The organism is Actinomadura meridiana (assembly GCF_039537545.1).
In the GTDB taxonomy this organism is placed as follows: domain Bacteria; phylum Actinomycetota; class Actinomycetes; order Streptosporangiales; family Streptosporangiaceae; genus Spirillospora; species Spirillospora meridiana.
In genome coordinates this window covers 356,753-374,695 of sequence record NZ_BAABAS010000006.1, presented here as the reverse complement: position 1 = coordinate 374,695, position 17,943 = coordinate 356,753, and the positions used below count along the sequence as shown (strand labels likewise).

The following is a 17,943-nucleotide window of genomic DNA, read 5'->3' as shown; positions in this document are numbered from 1 at the left end:
GGTTCAGGGGGTCACCGCCATGGATCCACCGCCACGGTGCGGCCGGAGAGGGCGCTGCCGAAGCGGCGGTTCGCCCACCCCTCGAACACGCTCCACACCGCGACGGTCCGGCCTCCGGCCACGACGACGTGGACGTCGTCGGGCTCGTTCACCGGGATCAGCTCGTCGGGGTCGGCCTTGAGGTAGGTCGCCCAGGGCTCGACGCCGTCGCGGGCGCGGTTGCCGTAGAAGATGTCCTGCAACGCCTGCCCCCACCAGCGCCGCGCGGGCATCCGCGCGTTGGCGGCGATCCACTCGATCAGCGCCCGCTTCTCGGTGAAGCCCTCGCGCTCGACGAGGGCCTGCGCCGCCAGCGGGTCGGCCAGCAGGACCGCGCCGCCGCCCGCCCGGATAGAGCCGAACAGCACCGACGCGCGTTCCCGCCAGTCCTCCCTGACCCCGCTCGGCGCGGTGATCAGTGACCGGACGGGCGCGAAGATCGTCGCCGCGCTCTGGCCGGGCTCGAACCCGTACTGGACGTGGTACGGCTCCCACGGGGAGTGCTCCTCGTCCTCGGCGAACGCGATGCTGGTCAGCGAGAACGGGCTGCCGATCGTCCCGACGTAGCTGACGCCCGGCACCGAGCCGCCCTGGAGGTTCTGCGACCCGAGCCCGAACGACCTGCCGATCGTCGAGTTGGCGTGGTTGTAGGGGCCGATCGCGCCGATCCCGGAGTTCATCCCCAGCTCGTGCCGGATCGGGCCGTTCACCATGACCATCTGGCCGATGGACGAGATGCTGCTGTGCCGCGCGGTGTACCCGCTGGCCAGCAGCGCGAGGATGACCGGGAAGTACTCCGGGCGCGCACCGGCCATGACCGCGTTCACCGCGGCCTGTTCGACGGTGAAGGACCAGAAGTCCCGCGACGTCGCCGCCCGGATCGTGCCGACGACCTCGTCGGGGGCGTGGCTCGTCCCGGCGAGCATCGCCGCCACCCGCTCCTCGGTCGGCAGCACCACCGGCAGCGAGTCGGTCCAGCCGTTCGCCTCGAAGAGCCGCTGGAGGTTGTCCTCGGTGTCGGGTTCGACCAGCCGGTCGCGGGCCCGTTCGAAGGCGACGCCGTCCATGTCCTGCTCGCTGAGCGGCCGGGTCAGGCCGTCGACCAGCGCGCCGAGGACCTGCTCCCCCGACAGCGGGTCGGGGCCCTCGATGTAGGCGCGCAGCTCGGCCGGGGTGCGGCCGGGCACCGGCGCGGGCACGAACGTGTGCCGCAGCCCGGGGACGCCCGCCAGCCTGCTGGTGGAGGTGACCAGCCGCGAGAACGACTCGGCGTGCACGCAGACGGTCGGAACGCGGTACTGGGACTCAAGGCGAGTGGCGTGGCCGGCGACCGCCGGCGCGCAGGTGCTTCAAAGACCGACGCCGAGTATGGCGGCGGCCCCCTCCCGCTGGATCCGCTCGTACACGTCGGGGACGGGATCGAACGGCGTCCGCAGATGCACGATCTCCGTCTTCACCTTCGGCCGGGACTCGCGCAGCGCCACCTGGAGCTGCGCCACGAAGTCGTTGGAGTTCTCGAACCCGACGTCGACGAGGAAGACGGTCTCCCCGTCCAGGCCGGACGGCCGGGGTGCGAGGGACTTCCCGTCCACCTTCGGCGCGCTTCCCTCGGGGTTGAGAACTGTGATCTTGCGGCTCATCTGAGCCCTCCGTCCGGAGTGTGCTGTCGGTGGCTGCTCTTGACGGTTCTGAGCTGGCGGTGCTGCTGGCGGAGGCGGACGGGAATCGAACCCGCCAGGCCCGGTGGTCCGAGCCTCTGCGGTTTTGAAGACCGAGCCGGTCACCAGACCGGATTCGCCTCCCAGGCGCTTCGTCGCGACCCGCGGTTTTTCGTGGATCCAGGATCATATACGAAATCGCCTATGTCAATAGAAAATAGAGTATGCCGGTGATGGACTTGGAGACACGGGTGGTTCTATGTTCTTGCTGAGCACAGTCGTCGTTCGCATGGCGAACCAGAGGAGGGCGGGACTGGACGGTCGCCGCCGTCCGTGGATCGTCACCGGGGTCCTGCTGTTCGGGACCTACGCGGTGGCCATGAATCTGACCGTCCTCGGCATCGCGCTGCCTCCGATCGCGGACGACCTCGGCTCCGGCGCGCGGGTCAGCCCCGACTGGGTGATCGGCGCCTACTTCGTCGCGATCGTCGTCGTCCAGCCCGCGGTGGGCGCCCTCGGCGACCGGTGGGGACGGCGGCGCGTCTACAACCTGTCGATCGCCACGTTCGCCGCCGGGTCGGTGCTGTGCACCGTCGCGCCGACCATGACGCTGCTGATCGGCGGCCGGGTCGTGCAGGGCCTCGGCGGCGGCGCCCTGATGCCGATCGCCACCGCGATGGTGTACGAGATGTTCCCGCCGCACCGCCGGGGCCTCGCGCTCGGCGTCTGGGGCATCGCGATGATGGCGGCGCCCGCCCTCGGCCCGCCGGTCGGCGGCTGGGTCGTCACCGCGGCCAGCTGGCGCTGGATCTTCCTGCTGCTGACCGCCGTCTCGATCGCCGGGCTGCTGCTCGGCCTCGCGCTGCTGCACGACACCGGACGCCGCGTCCGGCGCTCGCTCGACTGGGGCGGCTGGGCGCTGGCCGCCGCCGGGGTGATCACGCTGGTGCTGGTGTCGCGGCACGTCCCCGCGCACGGCCTGACCGCGACCGGGCTGGGGATGGCGGCGGCCGCGGCGGCGGCCCTCGCGGTCCTGGTGCGCCGGTCGCTGCGGCGCGCCGAGCCGTTGATCGAGTTCCGGATGTTCACGTTCCCGATCTTCACCGCGGCGATGGTGGTGATCTTCATCAACGCGCTCGCGCAGTACGCCAGGCTGACCTATCTGCCGGTCGAGTTCCAGGTCGTCAGGGACATGAGCGCGCGGGACGTGGGCCTGCTGCTGTCCCCGGCGGCGGTCGCGGTGGCGGTGACGATGCCGCTCGGCGGCTGGCTGGCCGACCGGATCGGCTCCCGGGTCCCGGTGGTGATCGGCATGGTCGGGATGGCCGTCCCCACGCTCGCGCTGGCCCGTCTCGAACCCGGTACCCCGATCGCGTGGATCCTGGCCGTGCTGGTCGTCCAGGGCCTCGGCATGGGGATCGCGATGATGCCGACGACGGTGGCGGCGATGAACGTCCTGCCGGGCCGGTTCGTCGCGCAGGCGTCGTCGGTGACCGCCCTCAACCGGCAGATCTCCGGCGCCCTCGGGACGGCGTTCCTCGCCGCCCTGCTGGTCGCCGCGCTGGGCTCGGTCTCCCCCGACGGCCCGCACTCCCCCGCCGAGATCACCCACGCGCAGGACGCCTACAACCACATCTTCCTCGCCACGGCCTGCGCGCTGGCCGCGGCCGTCGTGCCCGCGCTGTTCCTGCCCGGCCGCCGCCGGATGCGCTGCCTCCAGCGCCAGCGGGCGGCCGAGCACGAACAGAAGGGCTAGCTGATCGCCCAGAGCAGCGCACCGGCGAGCAGGCCACAACCGGCCACCGAGGCGCCCATGGCGATCGTGACCCGCCACGACAGGGCGCGTCCCACCATGACGATCGAGACCAGGCTCAGCGCGGGCAGCGCGATCAGCAGGGCGCCGCCGACGCCCGCGCTGACGCCGAGGAGGGTGAGGCCCTGCACGATCGGAATCTCGCCGGCGGTCGGGATCACCACGAGGGTCCCGACCACCGCCGCGAGGACGACGGCGAGAACGCCCCAGCTCGCGGCCGACCCGTCCAGCGGGAACAGCCATCCCCGGAACGCGCCGAGCGCGAACACCACGATCAGATATTCGGGCACGAGCGTCAGCGACATCCGCAGCAGCGCGCGTCCGAACCGGTAGGGCGCGTCACGTAGCGCGACGTCGCCTTCGTCGTCCGTCGCGTCCGGCAGCGGGACCTCGACGTCCGGCGGTGCGAGCCTGCTCACCAGCGCGGTCACCACGAACACCAGCAGGGCGCCGACGGCCAGGCGGGTGAACGTCCACTGCCACGGCGCCACGAACGCCAGGAACACCAGCACCGCCGGGTTGAGCGTCGGGTTGCCCACCCAGTAGGCCAGCGCCGCCGGGGTGGACGCGCCGCGCCGCCGCAACGCGGTGACGACCGGCGCGGTGCAGCACGTGCACATCATGCTCGGCAGCGACAGCAGCCCGCCGACGAGCGAGTCACGGTAGCGGCCGCGTCCCCCGCCGAGGACCCGCAGCAGCCAGCGGCGCGTGACCAGCGCCTCCACCGCCGCCGCGACCACCAGGCCGACGACGAGCGCCTTCCACACCGAGTCGAAGTAGGACTGGGTGAAGTCCCAGCCGCCCGACAGCGAGGGCCCGGTCCCGGCGTCCCCGGCCTTGTCCAGGATGGAGCCGCCCGACCATTCCCGGGTGTCCACCAGGCCGCCGATCTTGTCGGTGTACGGCAGCCACTTCGCCCACGACAGGCCCACGGCGGCGACCGCGCCGAAGATCGCGAGCGCCGCCCAGGGGTTCCACCGTCGCGGGACCCGCACCACTTCCTGACCGGCCAACTGTTACCTCCACAGGGGGAATCGTTCGTGGCGCACACCCTCGAACGACCGGAGTCAGCGGACGAGGAGACTGTGGTCTCCGGCGGCGACCAGCTCACCGACGATCGGCGCGCCCGGCACCTCCCCGGCGACGAGCAGCCCGCCGGACGTCTGGGCGTCGGCCAGCAGCAGCCGGGTCTCCTCGTCGGCCGTGCCGAAGTCGGTGTGCGGCGCCACCCAGTCGAGATTGCGCCGGGTGCCGCCGCTGACGTAGCCCTCGCGGACCGCCTCCCGCGCGCCGTCGATGTACGGGACGGCCCCGGCATCGATCACCGCCGAGACCCCGGAGGCGCGGGCCAGCTTGTACAGATGCCCGAGCAGCCCGAACCCGGTGACGTCGGTGGCGCAGACGGCCTGCGCCTTCAGCGCCGCCGCCGCCGCGTCGCGGTTCAGCTCCGTCATGACGGCCACGGCCTGGTCGAACACCTCGCCGGTGGCCTTGTGCCGGTTGTTCAGCACCCCGAGCCCGAGCGGCTTGGTGAGCGACAGGGGCGTCCCGGCGACGCCACGGTCGTTGCGGAGCAGGCGCGCGGCGTCCGCGATGCCGGTCACCGCCATGCCGTACTTGGGTTCGAGGTCGTCGACGCTGTGCCCGCCGCCGAGATGGCATCCGGCGAGGGCGGCGACGTCGCGTCCGCCGCGCAGCACCTCGCGCGCCAGCTCGAACGGCAGCACCTCGCGCGGCCAGGCGAGCAGGTTCACCGCGACGAGCGGGCGACCGCCCATCGCGTAGACGTCCGACAGCGCGTTGGCGGCGGCGATCCGGCCCCAGTCGTAGGGGTCGTCGACTACGGGCGTGAAGAAGTCGGCGGTCGCGACCACCGCCGTGTCCCCGTCGATCCGCACGACGGCCGCGTCGTCCCCGGAGTCCAGCCCGACGAGCAGTTCGTTCTCGTCCCGCGCGCCGTCGATCGGGCCGAGCCCGGCCACCACCTCTTCGAGCTCTCCCGGCGGGATCTTGCAGGCACAGCCACCACCGTGCGCGTACTGGGTGAGTCGCCGTCCAGTCCCCATCGTCCCACCTTTCACATTGAGTGCAGAAAATATTCGATATAATTCGCCAGATTAGCGCACCTTCCTTCGGGTGCCCATCACCACGCTTCCCACCTCCGCGAACACGAAAGGCGGCCCGGTCCCCGGAGGGACCGAGCCGCCTTTGGGCGTCGTGTCAGGACGACACGGCGCACTGGCCGCGGTCGGCGCGACGCGGGCCGTCGGCCGTCGGCCGGATGTCGAAGTCGAAGATCTCGGTGGGCAGGTAGAGCGAGCAGCAGGCGTTCGGGATGTCGACGACGCCGCTGACCCGGCCCTCGATCGGCGCGGCGCCGAGGAGCAGGTACGCCTGCTCACCGGTGTAGCCGAACGTCTTGAGGTACTCGACGGCGTTCAGGCACGCGTTGCGGTACGCGACGGTGGCGTCGTTGTAGTAGTTGGTGTTGGAGTCGTGGTCCACCGAGATGCCGATGAACGACACGAACTCGGAGTAGCGCGGCTCCACGTTGCCGGGCATGAAGATGGGGTTGGTGGTCACGCCGTACTTCGCCATGCCGCCCTTGATGAGGTCGACGTGGAAGTCGATGAAACCGCCCATCTCGATGGCGCCGCAGAAGGTGATCTCCCCGTCGCCCTGGCTGAAGTGCAGGTCGCCGCCGGACAGCATGCCGCCCGGCACCTGGACCGGGTAGAAGACGCGGGCGCCGCGCGTGAAGTTCTTGATGTCGTGGTTGCCGCCGTTCTCGCGCGGCGGGACGGTGCGGGCCCCCTCGGCGCCGACCTTGGCCAGCGCGTCCCCGGTGAGGGTGCCCGCGAGGGTGCCGTCCGGCAGCGGCGGCAGCGCGAGCGGTGGCACGCGGGTCGGGTCGGTGTCGATGAGCGCCTGTTCACGGGCGTTCCACCGGGCGAGCATCTCCGCGGACGGGGCCGTCCCGAAGAGCCCGGGGTGGGTGATGCCGGTGAAGCGGACGCCCGGGATGTGCCGGGACGTGGCCTGCTGGCCGTGGAAGTCCCAGATGGCCTTGTAGGCGTCGGGGTAGTAGTCGGTGAGGAAGCCGCCGCCGTTCTGCTTGGCGAAGATCCCGGTGTAGCCCCAGCCCTGTCCGGGGATCGAGCCGGTCTCCTGCGGGACGGGGCCGATGTCGAGGATGTCGACGATGAGGAGGTCGCCGGGTTCGGCGCCCTCGACGGCGATGGGCCCGCTCAGCATGTGGCAGGGCGCGAGGTTGACGTCGCGCACGTCGTTCGCGGAGTCGTTGTTGCCGATCTGGCCGTCGGTCCACTCGCGACACTCCACGCGGAACTCCGCCCCCGGACGGACGGTCGCCGCGGCCGGGATGTCGGGGTGCCACCGGTTGTGCCCGGGGACGGTCTGTGCCCCCATGGATCGGGCCTGGTCGACGCTGAAGACGACTTCGGGCATGAGTGTGCCTCCCAGAGTTGGTGCGGTGATCTGTTGAGGTGTGCGGGCGGACGGTCAGGCCCCGGTGACCGGTTCGGTGGACGGGCCCGGCGCCGCGCTTCCCGGGCGTCCGGGACGGGTCAGCGGCCACAGCCCGGCGCAGATGACGACGGCGCAGACGGCGAGGATCACGGCGAACGTGCCGGACGTCGTGTAGTTGTCGGTGAGCAGCAGGAACGCGGGCAGCGTCACCGAACCCCAGGCGTTGGCGAGCGTCACCCACCCGGTGTAGACGGTCAGTTCCGCGCGCTTGAGGCCGAGGAGGAGGAAGAACAGGAACCAGAGGAACGACCACGAGAGCCAGATGACCCCGAACGGGTAGTCCTTGACGTCGAAGAAGTTGACTCCGGCGAAGACGATCGCCGAGATCGACACGAACAGCGAGAACCAGCCGACTCCCGTGGTGTCGAGGTTGGCGAGCGTCCCGATGCCGACGTACAGGTAGGTGAATCCGAAGAGGTAGACGCCGGCGGCCGCGCTGATCGACTTGACGTCGGTCCCGGCCTGGGCGAGCAGCAGCGTCGGCAGCACGACCTGCATCGCGCCGACGAACAGGTTCAGGACGGCCGCGGACTTCGCCTCGACCCGTCCGAGCAGCATCAGCGCGTTGACGAACAGGACCGCGCCGACGTAGAGCAGACCCACGCTTCCCATGCGATCCCCCTATGGCCGAGGAAGCAGGGCGTGGCGCGGGTCGGTCGGCGCCGCCGGACGCGGCGCCGGTGGTGCGGACTTCACCACCTGGGGCTCGTGCCCGCTGGCCTCCTGGGCGTCCAGCGCCCTGGTCAGCGGGGAGCCGGGACGGGTGATCGACGGTGCGGTGTAGACGCGGCGGGCGGTGCCGTCGCACTGCGCGCAGCTCTCCTCCGGCCGTGCGCCGCCCATCGGCAGCGCGAGATCGAAGGGTCCGCAGCTCGCGCAGCGGTACTGATAGGTCACCATGCCGGGCCTCCCAGCTGCCCATTTGTGGCTTACTTTCTGAAGAAAGTATTTCTTCAGGAAGCATCCGTCAATGAGTAGATGCTGGTCTTCCCGATCCGAGTGTGACCAACCCCGGCCCGACGACGATTCGGCATGACCTCCGCGAACCGGCCAAGATGCACGCTTCGGAGCCGAGCGGCGGCGTCCGGTCACCAGCCCGCCGCCGGTCACCCGGACGCCGCCAAGTGCTGTCGAACGGAATATTCCTTGGACAGAGAAGCGCCCCGGACCCCCGGCAGAGCGGGCCCGGGGCGCCGTCAGCGGGCGATCAGCCGACGGGCTTCGGCTGGATCGGCAGGGTGATCGAGGACGGGTGCTCCGCGTCATGCAGGATCCGCTGCGACGCGACCCGCGTCCGCGAGTCCGTACCGAACCTGTGCCCGGTGTTGGGGTTGCGGTCGTACATCGGGAAGTTGCTGCTGGAGATCTCCAGCCGGATGCGGTGACCCGCCTTGAAGACGTTGCTGGTGGGCCACAGCTTGATCGTGTACTTGTAGACCTTCCCGGGGCGGATCAGCGACTCGCGTTCCACCGTGAGGCGGTACCTGGCCCGCTGGATCCCGTCCCTGATCAGCATCGAGTTGCCGTCCGGCAGGACGTCGGTGAGCTTGGCCGTCCAGTCGGTGTCGCGGGCCGATGACGCCGCGTACAGCGTCACCGAGATGGGCCCGGTGACCTCGGTGTCGGCCTGCAACCGGGGCGTGCTGTAGACGAGCACGTCCGGCCGCATCTCGACGATGCGCTGGTCGTACGAGCCGCCGGGCACCGACGCCTGGAAGCGCCCGCCGAAGCTCGGGACCGGGTTCTCCGGGTCGTACCTGTACCGGTCGGTCTCCTCGGTGGCGTCGGGCGGGGTGGTGCTGAGCGTCCCGCCGCCGGTCAGCGTGTTCGCGTCGCCCTTGCTGTGCAGGTAGTACCGCGTGTACTGGGTGCCGGGGAGCGGCCAACTGTCGGCCGTCCGCCACTTGTTCGCGCCCATCACGAAGACCTTCACGGCCGGGTCCTTGTCGGTCCCGTTGTCGACGCCCTTCAGCCAGTGGTCGAACCACTTCATCTGGATCTCGTCGATGGACACGACCGCGTCCGGACCGTAGTCGACCGCGCCCGCCCGGCGGCCGGAGCCACCGTGCGTCCAGGGTCCGATGAGCACCTTCGAGCCCTCCCGGGCCTGCGGCGTCCCGGCCTCGGCGCGCATCCCGGCGAAGTTCTCCAGCGTGCCGCCGAGGAAGATGTCGTGCCACCCGCCGTAGTTCAGCGCCGGGACCTTGACCTGCGGGTAGTGGTCGCGGATGGCCCAGCGCTTCCAGTAGTCGTCATAGCTCGGGTGCTTGATCCAGTCGTAGAAGTACGGCGCGACCCGTTCGTCCTTCGGGTACAGCGGCGGCCACTTCGTCAACGGCATCGACCGGTACCACTTGCTGAACAGGTCCGCCGACGCCTGGTTCATCTCCGCGCTCAGCTTCGCGCCGTCGGGCAGGCGGTCGACCGAGCTGTTGGCCAGGGAGAACAGCGGCCAGGACTGGGTGAACGACTGGTACAGCGCGCCGCCCTCGTAGGTCCAGCCGTCATAGATGTCGGACGAGGTGAAGGCCGGGACGATCGTCACCAGGTGCGGTGGCGTGAGCGTCGCGGGCAGCCACTGCGTCAACCCGGGATAGGAGAAGCCGTACATGCCGACCTTGCCGTTCGAGTGCGGTAGCCGCGCCGACCACTCGATGGTGTCGTAGCCGTCGGTGGCCTCGTCCCGGTAGGCGTAGAACTTGCCGTCGGACTTGTACTGGCCGCGGACGTCCTGCGCCACGACGATGTAGCACGACTTGGCGTAGAAGTCGGGGTTGGCATAGAAGATGTTCTCCGCGCCCTCCTTGTTGTAGGGCAGGCGGATCAGGATGACGGGGAAGTCCTCGTCTCCCTTCGGGGTGAACACGTTGGAACGCAGGACGGTGCCGTCCCGCATGGTGGTGGGCACGTCCTTCTGGACGGTGAACTCGCACTTGCCGTCCGCCGACCCCGCGCCGTCGGCGACGGCACTCGCGCCGGGGGCCGCCGCCGCACCGGCCAGCACCACCGCCGCGGTTCCCAGGGACAGCCGCCGGACCTTCGTTCGCCGTCTTCCACTCATCGCCGCTCCCTTTCCGGTCGCGCACTGGGCGTCGTCGGGCGGAGCATCACATGATCACGGCGCGTGGTCAGGGGGCCCGGCCGGTCACTGCGCCGAACCGTAGGCGCGGCGCGTCGAGCGCCCCCGGCGGCTGCGGCGAGCGGTCAGAAACCTGCGATGAATAGCGGCGTTTGCGAGGAATGTCATGAACTGTCGTGTCTGGTGGGACACAAGTGGAGGAAGCGGGACGTAGCGACCGTCGATCGCAGAGATCCGACCGCTCACCGACCCCCGTCGCCGGTCATCGCCCGATCGCGGCCACTGGACGACCGCGCCGACGGGCGGGCCTATCCGGCGTCATAACGCCATCTTAATCTTCGATTCACCCGTGATCATGCTGTGCGCGCACAGCATCCGGCGGACCGACGGCAGCGTCGCCGTTCCCGCCGTCCCTTCGACCATGGCGCCCTTTTCCGAGCTCCCGACGGCGTCTCCTGCCCGCGAGTCCCATCCCCCGCGAGAGAGAAGGTCGGTATGGAGCCGAAGAAACTCCGATGGCCCGCGATATTCGCCGCGGTCGCGGCGGCGCTGCTGTTCGCCGCGCCCGCGTCCGCGTCCCCTGAAGCCCCGGCCCTTGGCAGCGCGCTTGCCAAGGCGCCCGAGTGCGCGTCCGGAACCACCGTCACCACCGACAAGGGAACGGTGTGCGGGACGGTCGCCGACGGCGTCAAGTCGTGGCTCGGCATCCGGTACGCCGCGCCGCCGGTCGATGACCTGCGCTGGGCGCCGCCCGCGCCCGCACCCGCCTGGAACACGACGTTCGCGGCCACCGAGAAGGGTAACAACTGCCCGCAGGCCGACGGTCTCGGCTCCGGGTCGACCATCGAGGACTGCCTGAACCTGAACGTCCGGGCCCCCGCGAACGCGGGCTCGAAACGGCTGCCCGTCATGGTCCAGATCCACGGCGGCGGGTTCCGGTTCGGGACGCCCGCCGACGGAAGCCACCTCGTCCGGTCCGGCGACGTCATCTCCGTCGAGGTGCACTACCGGCTCGGGATCTTCGGCTTCATGGCGCACGACGACCTCGGCCGAAACTCCGGAAACTACGCCTTCCAGGATCAGCAGGCCGCGCTGCGCTGGGTGCAGCGGAACATCACCAGGTTCGGCGGCGACCCGCACAACGTGACCATTTTCGGCGCCTCCGCCGGAGGGTCGAGCGTGTGCGCCAACACCGTTTCCCCCACCGCGCGAGGACTGTTCCAGAAGGGCATCGTGCAGAGCGGCGAATACAATTCGCTGCTGGGCACCACCAACACGTCGTGGCAGCCGCAGGACTGCAAGTCGGTCCTGCCCACCGCCGCTGAGGCGCACCGCACCGGCGAACGGTTCGCCGCCGCCGTGGGCTGCGGCCACGTCCGCGACACCGCCGCCTGCCTGCGCCGCGTCCCGGTGCAGACGCTGCTCGACAAGTCCGGCGACGGAATGGGCCCCGACCAGGGCACGATGGGCCCGATCGTCGACGGCAGGACCCTGACGATGTCCATGGGCGAGGCGATCACCAAGGGCCGCGTCAACAATGTCACGCTCATTCACGGCGTCGACCGCGACGAGACCCAACTCGACGGAGCCAACACCCCCGCCGACTACCGCAGAATGGTTCAGGAACAGTACGGACGCTACGCGGACAAGGTGTTCAAGCTCTATCCGCTGGACCGTTTCCCCGAACCGTCGGCGTTCATCGCCTACCGGACGATCATCGCCGACTCCAACTCCGTCTGCCCGTCCGTGCTCAACGCCCGGCGGCTGTCGCGCCACCTGACGGTGTACGCCTACCAGTCCGACGACCACGACGCGCCACCGGCGGGCTGGCTCGACCAGACGAAGCCGAACGGGGCGTACCACGTCCTGCTGAACCAGTTCCTGTCACCGCGTCCGGGACAGCAGCTGTCGCCCAACCAGCAGGCGCTCGGCGCGCAGGTCACCGCGCAGTGGACCGGCTTCGCGCACACCGGGAACCCGACCGTGAAGGGCGCGCCGCTGTGGCCGCGCTTCACCCGGCACAACCCGGACGTCATGGCCCTCGCCCCGGCCGGTGACAGCCAGCTGACCAGCGAGATCGGCCGCCAGCACAACTGCGGTTTCTGGGACCGGATCACGCCCTACAACCGCTGATCACACTCTGGGCGGGGACTCGCGGGCCGGGCCGCGAGTCCCCGCTCAGGCACCTTCGGTTCTAGGTGCTCGCACCGGGGGGCGAACGGGGGTGAGACGGGGGTCAGACGCTCATGCCGCCGTCGACGACGAGGGTCGCGCCGGTGGTGAAGCTGCTCTCGTCGGACGCGAGGTACAGCATGGACGAGGCGATCTCGTCGGCGGCGGCGTGCCGTCCGAGCGGGATCTGCTCGTTGAAGAAGGCCGTCCCGTCGGTCCCGATGACCTGGGTGAGGCGGTTCTCCAGCCCCGTCTGGAACCCGTTGTCGACGGGCCCCGGATGGATGCTGTTGACCCGGATGCCGCGCGGCGCGCCCTCCTTCGACACCGACCGCATGATCCCGATCTGCGCGTGCTTGGCCGTGATGTACCCGACCACGCCCGGGTCGCCGCGCAGCCCCGCCACGCTGGACACGATGATGATGCTCCCGCCCGCCTCCATCCGGCTCATCGCGTGCTTGCACACGAGGAACGCGCCGCGCACATGGACGGCGATGACCTTGTCGAACTCGGCCACCGGGTAGTCGGTGATCGGCTCGATCGGGCCGGTGACGCCCGCGTTGGCGATGGCGACGTCGAGCCGTCCCCAGCGCTCCACCGCCGCGTCCGCGCAGGCGGCGACGTCGTCCTCCACCGTGACGTCGCCCGGGTGCCCGGCGGCGCGGTCGGTGTCGAGGGACGCGACCGCCGCCTCCAGCGCGTCCGCGTCGCGGTCGGCCAGCAGGACACGCGCGCCCTCCGCCAGGAACCGCCGCGCCGTGGCCATTCCGATACTGCCCGCACCGCCCGTGATCAGGCACACCTTGCCGTCAAGCCGTGACACGGCCCGCCTCCTTGACCGTTGTGGCGCGCCTCGGCCGGATGGTCAGGGCCGCGGCGACACCGACGAGACCGGTGAGCAGCGCCCAGTACGCCGGACTCTGCGTGTCACCGGTGAGATTCATGTAGGACGTGATGAGGAAAGGCCCGAGCCCGCCGAAGACGCCGCCCACGAGGTTGTAGACGAGACCGACCCCGCTGGAGCGGGTCTCCGGGCTGAACAGCTCGGAGATCGCCGCGGGGAAGGCCCCCGACAGCAACCCGATCGCGACGCTCAGCATGGCCTGCGCCGCGACCAGCCTGCCGAAGGTCGGCGCGTCGTTCAGCAGCGCGAAGGCCGGATAGCAGAGGACACCGTATCCGATGGCCCCGGCCAGCAGGACGGGGCGCCGCCCGTAGCGATCCGACAGCGCCCCGCCCGCCAGACACGCCGCCACCTGCAACGCGGCGGCGACGATCACGGACTTCTGGACGTCCATCATGTCGATGTGCAGCTTGCGTCCCGCGTGCGACGGCAGGAACACGAACAGCAGGTAGAACGAGGCCGACCCGACGACGGTCAGGCCAGCGACCATCGCGACCTCCCGCGGATGGTCGCGGAACACCCGGACAAGGCTGGTCCGCGCGGCCACGTCGCCCTCCGCGGAGTAGCGCAGGTACTCGGGCGACTCCGCCATCCGCCGCCGCATGTACAGGCCGATCGGCGCTAGCAGGACGCCGAAGCCGAACACCAGCCGCCAGCCCCAGTCGGCCAGCGCCTCCGGCGACAGCAGCGCGTCCAGCAGCAGCACCGCGGCCGAGGCGAGGCCCGCGGTGACGGCCTGCGTCGCCATCTGGGTGCTCGCGAACAGCCCGCGCCGCCGCTCGGGCGCCAGCTCGACGAGCATCGCGGTGGCGCCCCCGAACTCGCCGCCCGCCGCGAACCCCTGGATCACCCTGGCCACCATGACCAGGACCGACGCCGACCACCCGATCGTCGCATACGACGGGGTGAGGGCGATCAGCGCGACGCCGATCGACATCATCAGCGCGATCCACACCAGCACCGGGCGCCGCCCGTACCGGTCGGCGAGCCGTCCCCACACCAGCCCGCCGAGTGGCCGCACCACGTACGACACCCCGAACGTGCCGAGGGTGAGAAGCGTCGAGACCGCCTCGTTCTCGGCGGGGAAGAAATGGTGCGAGATGTAGCGGGAGAAGGCGCTGTAGACGATGAAGTCGAAGCCCTCGAAGCACACGCCGTAGTTGCAGGCGAGCACCGAACGCAGCACGGACGGCGGCCGGGACACGCCGCCGGAACCCGGCCGGGACGTCACCGCAGCGACTCGGCTGGCTCGGCGGCACCCGGGACCGCCTCGTCGGGTACCGCTTCATTGGGCAGCGGCTCGAAGCCGGGCAGCTCGGGGTCCGCCCAGTCCGCCGCGACGAGCGGGAGGCGGAAGCCGAGCAGGGTGAGTTGTTCCGTCGCGCGGAGTGAGACGCCCTGGCCGGGGTCGGCCTGCGCGGCGAAGTGTCGGCCGAGGTCGGCGCCGCCCGCGCCACCCGCCTGGCCCGCGCCGTCCAGCACGAAGTAGAGCCGGTAGGCGGCCTCGTCGGGGCCGAGGTCGAGCGTCGCGCCGGGCTTCAGCAGCAGCGTCTCGGCCATGACCTCGCGTTCGCTGAACGTCCCGAGGTGCTTGCGGAACACGCCCGGCCGTCCGGCGACCGGGATCCACCGGTACGCCTTCGGGTTCATGAAGACGGGGGTGTCGTAGCGCGGCGCGGGCAGGACGAGCCGCTCGCCGATGGACTGTTCCCAGATCGCGTTGATGCTGAAGGTCTTCTTGGTGGTGCCGTCCGGCAGGTCGCGGACGAAGACGGGCCCGTCGAAGTGGCCGATCTCGTTGAGCGCGGCACGTCCGTCCCGGTACTGGCCGGGGCTCATGTACCCGGAGCCGCTCGCGCCGCCGAGCTGGAGGACGAGCGCGATCGGGCCCGGCCCGTCGTCCTGCGGTCCGTAGGACGTGCCCTCGGGGAAGTAACCGAGGTGGCCCTCGCGCAGGGTGCCGTTGCGGCCCATGGTCATGTCGCCGGACAGGGCGAACCGGAACTGGTCGAAATTGTGCCGATGCCTGACCATGGCGAAGTGGCCCAGGTTCTCGGCGATGGCGAGCATGAAGTTCTCGCGGTCGCCGTCCGTGCCCTGGAGGAGGTAGCGCTGCCCGAGCGCTCCGGTGGGGTGGTCGTCGGTGAATAGTCGCTGGTCCGCGGGGTTGACGACATGCATAGTGTCTCCTCTGGACGGGTGCATGTCGGCGCAAGGTGACACCGGCTCGCGGGCGGCGTCTCCCCGTGCTCTCACTCAGCGAAAAATCCCGACCGGAGGTGACCATGGCGGGCAACACGGTCGAACCGGGTCGGACGGTACTGAGCCGCGCCCTGGCGATCCTGGACTCCTTCAGCGAGCGGCGGCCCGAGCAGACGCTGGCGATGATCGTCCGGGACACGGGGCTCGCCCCGGCCACCGTCCACCGGCTGCTGGCCGAGCTGGTGGAGTGGGGCGCGCTGGAGCGGCACGGGCGGGGCCGCTACCGGATCGGGCTGCGGCTCTGGCAGCTCGGCGCGCTCGCGCCGCGCGGGCGGCGGCTGCGCGACGTGGCGCTGCCCTTCCTTGAGGACCTGTACGAGGCCACGCACCAGGTCGTGCACCTGGTGGTGCGCGACGAGGACCAGGCTCTGTACGTGGAGAAGCTGTCGGCCCGTCCCCAGGTCGGCGTCGTGTCGCAGGTCGGCGGGCGGCTGCCGCTGCACGCGACGGGCCCCGGCAAGGTGCTGCTCGCCTACGCGCCCGCCGAGGTGCGCGAACGGCTGCTGAACGCGCCGCTCGCGCATGTCACGCAGGCCACGATCACCGACGCGGCGCGGCTGCGGACGGTGCTCGCCGACATCCGCGCGACGGGCTTCTGCCTGAGCCGGGACGAGATGACCGTGGGCGCCTCGTCCGTCGCCGCCCCCGTCTTCTCCCGGCCCGGGGAGATCGCGGCGGCGATCTCCGTGGTGGTGCCGAGCCGCACCGGCAGCCTGGCGCCGCTCGTCCCGGCGGTGCGGGCCGCCGCGCTCGGCATCTCCCGGGCGCTCCGGCCCGACGAGGTTTTCCGCTGAGTGAGAGGAGTGGGTCCCGGGACGGGTGTCGCGGTGGGACGCTCGACTCGTCCCGCACCTGACCACCGGAAGGAGAATCCGTGGCCCTCGATGTCCGCGGCCTCACGTTCGACGTCCTGCGCGCCCACGGCCTGACGACGCTGTTCGGCAACCCGGGATCGACCGAGATCTCCCTGCTCACCGACCTGCCGAACGACCTGACCTTCATCCTCGGCCTGCACGAGGGGTCCGTGGTCGGCATGGCCACCGGCTGGGCCATCGCGCACGAGCGGCCCGCCGCGGTGATCCTGCACACCACCGCCGGGCTCGGCAACGCGGTCGGCGCGCTCGCCACCGCCCGCGTCAACCGGGCGCCGCTGGTCGTGATCATCGGGCAGCAGGACCGCAGGCATCTGGCGTTCGAGCCGTTCCTCACCGGCCGCCTCGACGGCCTCGCGGGCGACTACCCCGTGTGGGTGGGGCAGCCGACGCACGCCGCCGACGTGCCGGGGGCCGTCGGCCGCGCCGTGCACGAGGCGCGCACCGGGCACGGTCCCGCGCTGGTCATCGTGCCCATGGACGATTGGACCGTTCCCGTCGAGGAGGGCGCCACGCTGGCCGCCCCCGACGTCGTCCGGTCCACCGCGCGGCCCGACCCGGACGTCGTCGCCGAGCTCGCCGACCTCGTGAACGGGGCGAGCAACCCCGCGATCGTCGTGGGCTCGGGCGCCGACAGCCCCGCCGCCTGGACGGCGCTGACCGCCCTCGCCGACCGGCTGAGCTGCCCCGTCTGGCAGGAGGCGTTCGGCGCCCGCGCGGGCTTCCCGCAGGACCACCCGCGGTTCGCCGGGCACCTGCCCGCCGGGCGGGCGGCGCTGCGCCAGGCCCTGTCCGGCCACGACCTCGTCCTGACGGTGGGCGCGCCGATCTTCCGGCAGTACCACTTCGAGCCGGGACCGCTGCTGCCGCCCGGCACCCGCGCCGTCGTGATCAGCCAGTTCGCCGAGGAGATCCACCGCAGCCCGGCCGAGCTGGCGGTCCACGCCGACCCGGGGCTCGTCTGCGCGGCGCTGGTCGACGCGGTCACCGAGCATCCCGAACCGGCGGAGCCGATCCGCCGCAAGCCGGTGCCCATTCCCCCGTACGAGGGGCTGCTCCTCCCGGAGCACGTGTTCACCGAGCTGGCCGAACGGCTCGCGCCCGACACGATCCTCGTCGAGGAGAGCCCGTCGAGCCGTCCGCTGCTCCACGAGCTGGTCCCGGCCCGCGAGCCGCTCGGCTTCGTCAGCGCCGCGATGGGCGGCCTCGGGTTCGGACTGCCCGCCGCGACCGGGCTGAAGATGGCGCTGCCGCACCGTCCCGTGGTCGCGGTGATGGGCGACGGATCGTCCATCTACGGCATCCAGGCGCTGTGGAGCGCCGCCCATTACGGTGTCGGCGCGCTGTTCGTCGTCATGTCCAACGGCGCGTACGCCATCATGGATTGGCTAGCCTCGGAGAAGGGCCACGGCAAGGCGCCGTGGCCGCAGTTCACCGAGGTCAGCATGTCCGGTCTGGCGACGTCGCTGGGCTGCCCCGCGATCCGGGTGACCGATCTGGACGGGCTGCGCGAGCAGCTCGACGCGATCGTCCCGACGCTGGGCGAGCGCACCGAGCCGCTCCTGCTGGACGTGGCCGTGGGGACGCTCTGATCA

Annotated in this window: 14 protein-coding genes and 1 tRNA gene; 4 read left to right on the top strand and 11 right to left on the bottom strand. The window is 71.0% G+C overall.

Annotated elements, in window-relative coordinates; all coding sequences use genetic code 11:
• Positions 1 to 11 precede the first annotated feature (11 nt).
• Both ABD808_RS15025 and ABD808_RS15015 read right to left on the bottom strand, forming a co-directional pair.
• Positions 12 to 1,679, bottom strand: a complete 1,668-nt coding sequence (locus ABD808_RS15025) for a UGSC family (seleno)protein (RefSeq protein WP_425548927.1) — start codon at positions 1,677 to 1,679, stop codon at positions 12 to 14.
• 66 nt (positions 1,680 to 1,745) lie between these two features.
• Positions 1,746 to 1,841: transfer RNA gene (locus tag ABD808_RS15015), tRNA-Sec, on the bottom strand.
• 145 nt (positions 1,842 to 1,986) lie between these two features.
• Here ABD808_RS15015 and ABD808_RS15010 point away from each other — a divergent pair.
• Positions 1,987 to 3,453, top strand: coding sequence for a DHA2 family efflux MFS transporter permease subunit (locus ABD808_RS15010; protein WP_344896302.1), 1,467 nt, complete (start codon positions 1,987 to 1,989; stop codon positions 3,451 to 3,453).
• Here the strand turns inward: ABD808_RS15010 and ABD808_RS15005 are convergent.
• The 6 genes from ABD808_RS15005 to ABD808_RS14980 all read right to left on the bottom strand — a co-directional run bounded on the left by ABD808_RS15005 (position 3,450) and on the right by ABD808_RS14980 (position 10,120).
• The gene (locus ABD808_RS15005) at positions 3,450 to 4,523 is read right to left on the bottom strand and encodes a permease (protein WP_344896299.1); all 1,074 of its coding nucleotides are present in this window, start codon (positions 4,521 to 4,523) and stop codon (positions 3,450 to 3,452) included. The two genes, ABD808_RS15010 and ABD808_RS15005, sit on opposite strands and share 4 nt — an antisense overlap.
• Before the next feature lie 54 nt (positions 4,524 to 4,577).
• Complete coding sequence (selD, locus tag ABD808_RS15000) at positions 4,578 to 5,576, bottom strand: selenide, water dikinase SelD (RefSeq protein ID WP_344896296.1); 999 nt, start codon at positions 5,574 to 5,576, stop codon at positions 4,578 to 4,580.
• Between the two features lie 154 nt (positions 5,577 to 5,730).
• Positions 5,731 to 6,978 carry a formamidase gene (fmdA, locus tag ABD808_RS14995; RefSeq protein WP_344896293.1) on the bottom strand — a complete coding sequence of 416 codons (1,248 nt, stop codon included), beginning with the start codon at positions 6,976 to 6,978 and terminating at the stop codon, positions 5,731 to 5,733.
• A 54-nt stretch (positions 6,979 to 7,032) separates the two neighbouring features.
• Positions 7,033 to 7,671 (bottom strand): AmiS/UreI family transporter, encoded by a 639-nt coding sequence (locus ABD808_RS14990; protein WP_344896291.1) that lies wholly within the window; start codon positions 7,669 to 7,671, stop codon positions 7,033 to 7,035.
• Positions 7,672 to 7,680: 9 nt separating this feature from the next.
• Positions 7,681 to 7,959 carry an FmdB family zinc ribbon protein gene (locus ABD808_RS14985; RefSeq protein ID WP_344896288.1) on the bottom strand — a complete coding sequence of 93 codons (279 nt, stop codon included), beginning with the start codon at positions 7,957 to 7,959 and terminating at the stop codon, positions 7,681 to 7,683.
• A 307-nt stretch (positions 7,960 to 8,266) separates the two neighbouring features.
• Positions 8,267 to 10,120: a CocE/NonD family hydrolase gene (locus tag ABD808_RS14980; RefSeq protein ID WP_344896286.1), complete on the bottom strand. Its 1,854-nt coding sequence runs from the start codon at positions 10,118 to 10,120 to the stop codon at positions 8,267 to 8,269.
• 513 nt (positions 10,121 to 10,633) lie between these two features.
• Between ABD808_RS14980 and ABD808_RS14975 the strand changes: the two genes are divergently transcribed.
• Positions 10,634 to 12,271 carry a carboxylesterase/lipase family protein gene (locus tag ABD808_RS14975; RefSeq protein WP_344896283.1) on the top strand — a complete coding sequence of 546 codons (1,638 nt, stop codon included), beginning with the start codon at positions 10,634 to 10,636 and terminating at the stop codon, positions 12,269 to 12,271.
• 103 nt (positions 12,272 to 12,374) lie between these two features.
• On the opposite strand, the gene ABD808_RS14970 is transcribed toward ABD808_RS14975, so the two are convergent.
• From ABD808_RS14970 to ABD808_RS14960, 3 genes are read right to left on the bottom strand one after another with little or no spacing between them, the layout of a single operon-like run.
• Positions 12,375 to 13,133: an SDR family NAD(P)-dependent oxidoreductase gene (locus ABD808_RS14970; protein WP_344896280.1), complete on the bottom strand. Its 759-nt coding sequence runs from the start codon at positions 13,131 to 13,133 to the stop codon at positions 12,375 to 12,377.
• Positions 13,120 to 14,445, bottom strand: coding sequence for an MFS transporter (locus ABD808_RS14965; RefSeq protein WP_344896278.1), 1,326 nt, complete (start codon positions 14,443 to 14,445; stop codon positions 13,120 to 13,122). Before ABD808_RS14965 ends, ABD808_RS14970 begins: the two co-directional genes overlap by 14 nt.
• On the bottom strand, positions 14,442 to 15,395 hold the full coding sequence (locus tag ABD808_RS14960) for a hypothetical protein (protein ID WP_344896275.1): 954 nt from the start codon (positions 15,393 to 15,395) through the stop codon (positions 14,442 to 14,444). The genes ABD808_RS14965 and ABD808_RS14960 overlap by 4 nt, the downstream gene beginning before the upstream one ends.
• A gap of 104 nt (positions 15,396 to 15,499) precedes the next feature.
• Here ABD808_RS14960 and ABD808_RS14955 point away from each other — a divergent pair, with 104 nt between their 5' ends.
• On the top strand, positions 15,500 to 16,270 hold the full coding sequence (locus ABD808_RS14955; protein WP_344896272.1) for an IclR family transcriptional regulator: 771 nt from the start codon (positions 15,500 to 15,502) through the stop codon (positions 16,268 to 16,270).
• Between the two features lie 80 nt (positions 16,271 to 16,350).
• Complete coding sequence (locus ABD808_RS14950) at positions 16,351 to 17,940, top strand: thiamine pyrophosphate-dependent enzyme (RefSeq protein ID WP_344896269.1); 1,590 nt, start codon at positions 16,351 to 16,353, stop codon at positions 17,938 to 17,940.
• The last annotated feature ends 3 nt before the right edge of the window (positions 17,941 to 17,943 follow it).

Bases quoted from the DNA above. Each gene is read 5' to 3' on its own strand.
- ABD808_RS14955 (WP_344896272.1), top strand. From the start codon at position 15,500: ATGGCGGGCAACACGGTCGAACCGGGTCGGACGGTACTGAGCCGCGCC.
- ABD808_RS14980 (WP_344896286.1), bottom strand. From the start codon at position 10,120: ATGAGTGGAAGACGGCGAACGAAGGTCCGGCGGCTGTCCCTGGGAACC.
- ABD808_RS15010 (WP_344896302.1), top strand. From the start codon at position 1,987: ATGGCGAACCAGAGGAGGGCGGGACTGGACGGTCGCCGCCGTCCGTGG.
- ABD808_RS14985 (WP_344896288.1), bottom strand. From the start codon at position 7,959: ATGGTGACCTATCAGTACCGCTGCGCGAGCTGCGGACCCTTCGATCTC.
- selD (WP_344896296.1), bottom strand. From the start codon at position 5,576: ATGGGGACTGGACGGCGACTCACCCAGTACGCGCACGGTGGTGGCTGT.
- fmdA (WP_344896293.1), bottom strand. From the start codon at position 6,978: ATGCCCGAAGTCGTCTTCAGCGTCGACCAGGCCCGATCCATGGGGGCA.
- ABD808_RS14975 (WP_344896283.1), top strand. From the start codon at position 10,634: ATGGAGCCGAAGAAACTCCGATGGCCCGCGATATTCGCCGCGGTCGCG.
- ABD808_RS14960 (WP_344896275.1), bottom strand. From the start codon at position 15,395: ATGCATGTCGTCAACCCCGCGGACCAGCGACTATTCACCGACGACCAC.
- ABD808_RS14990 (WP_344896291.1), bottom strand. From the start codon at position 7,671: ATGGGAAGCGTGGGTCTGCTCTACGTCGGCGCGGTCCTGTTCGTCAAC.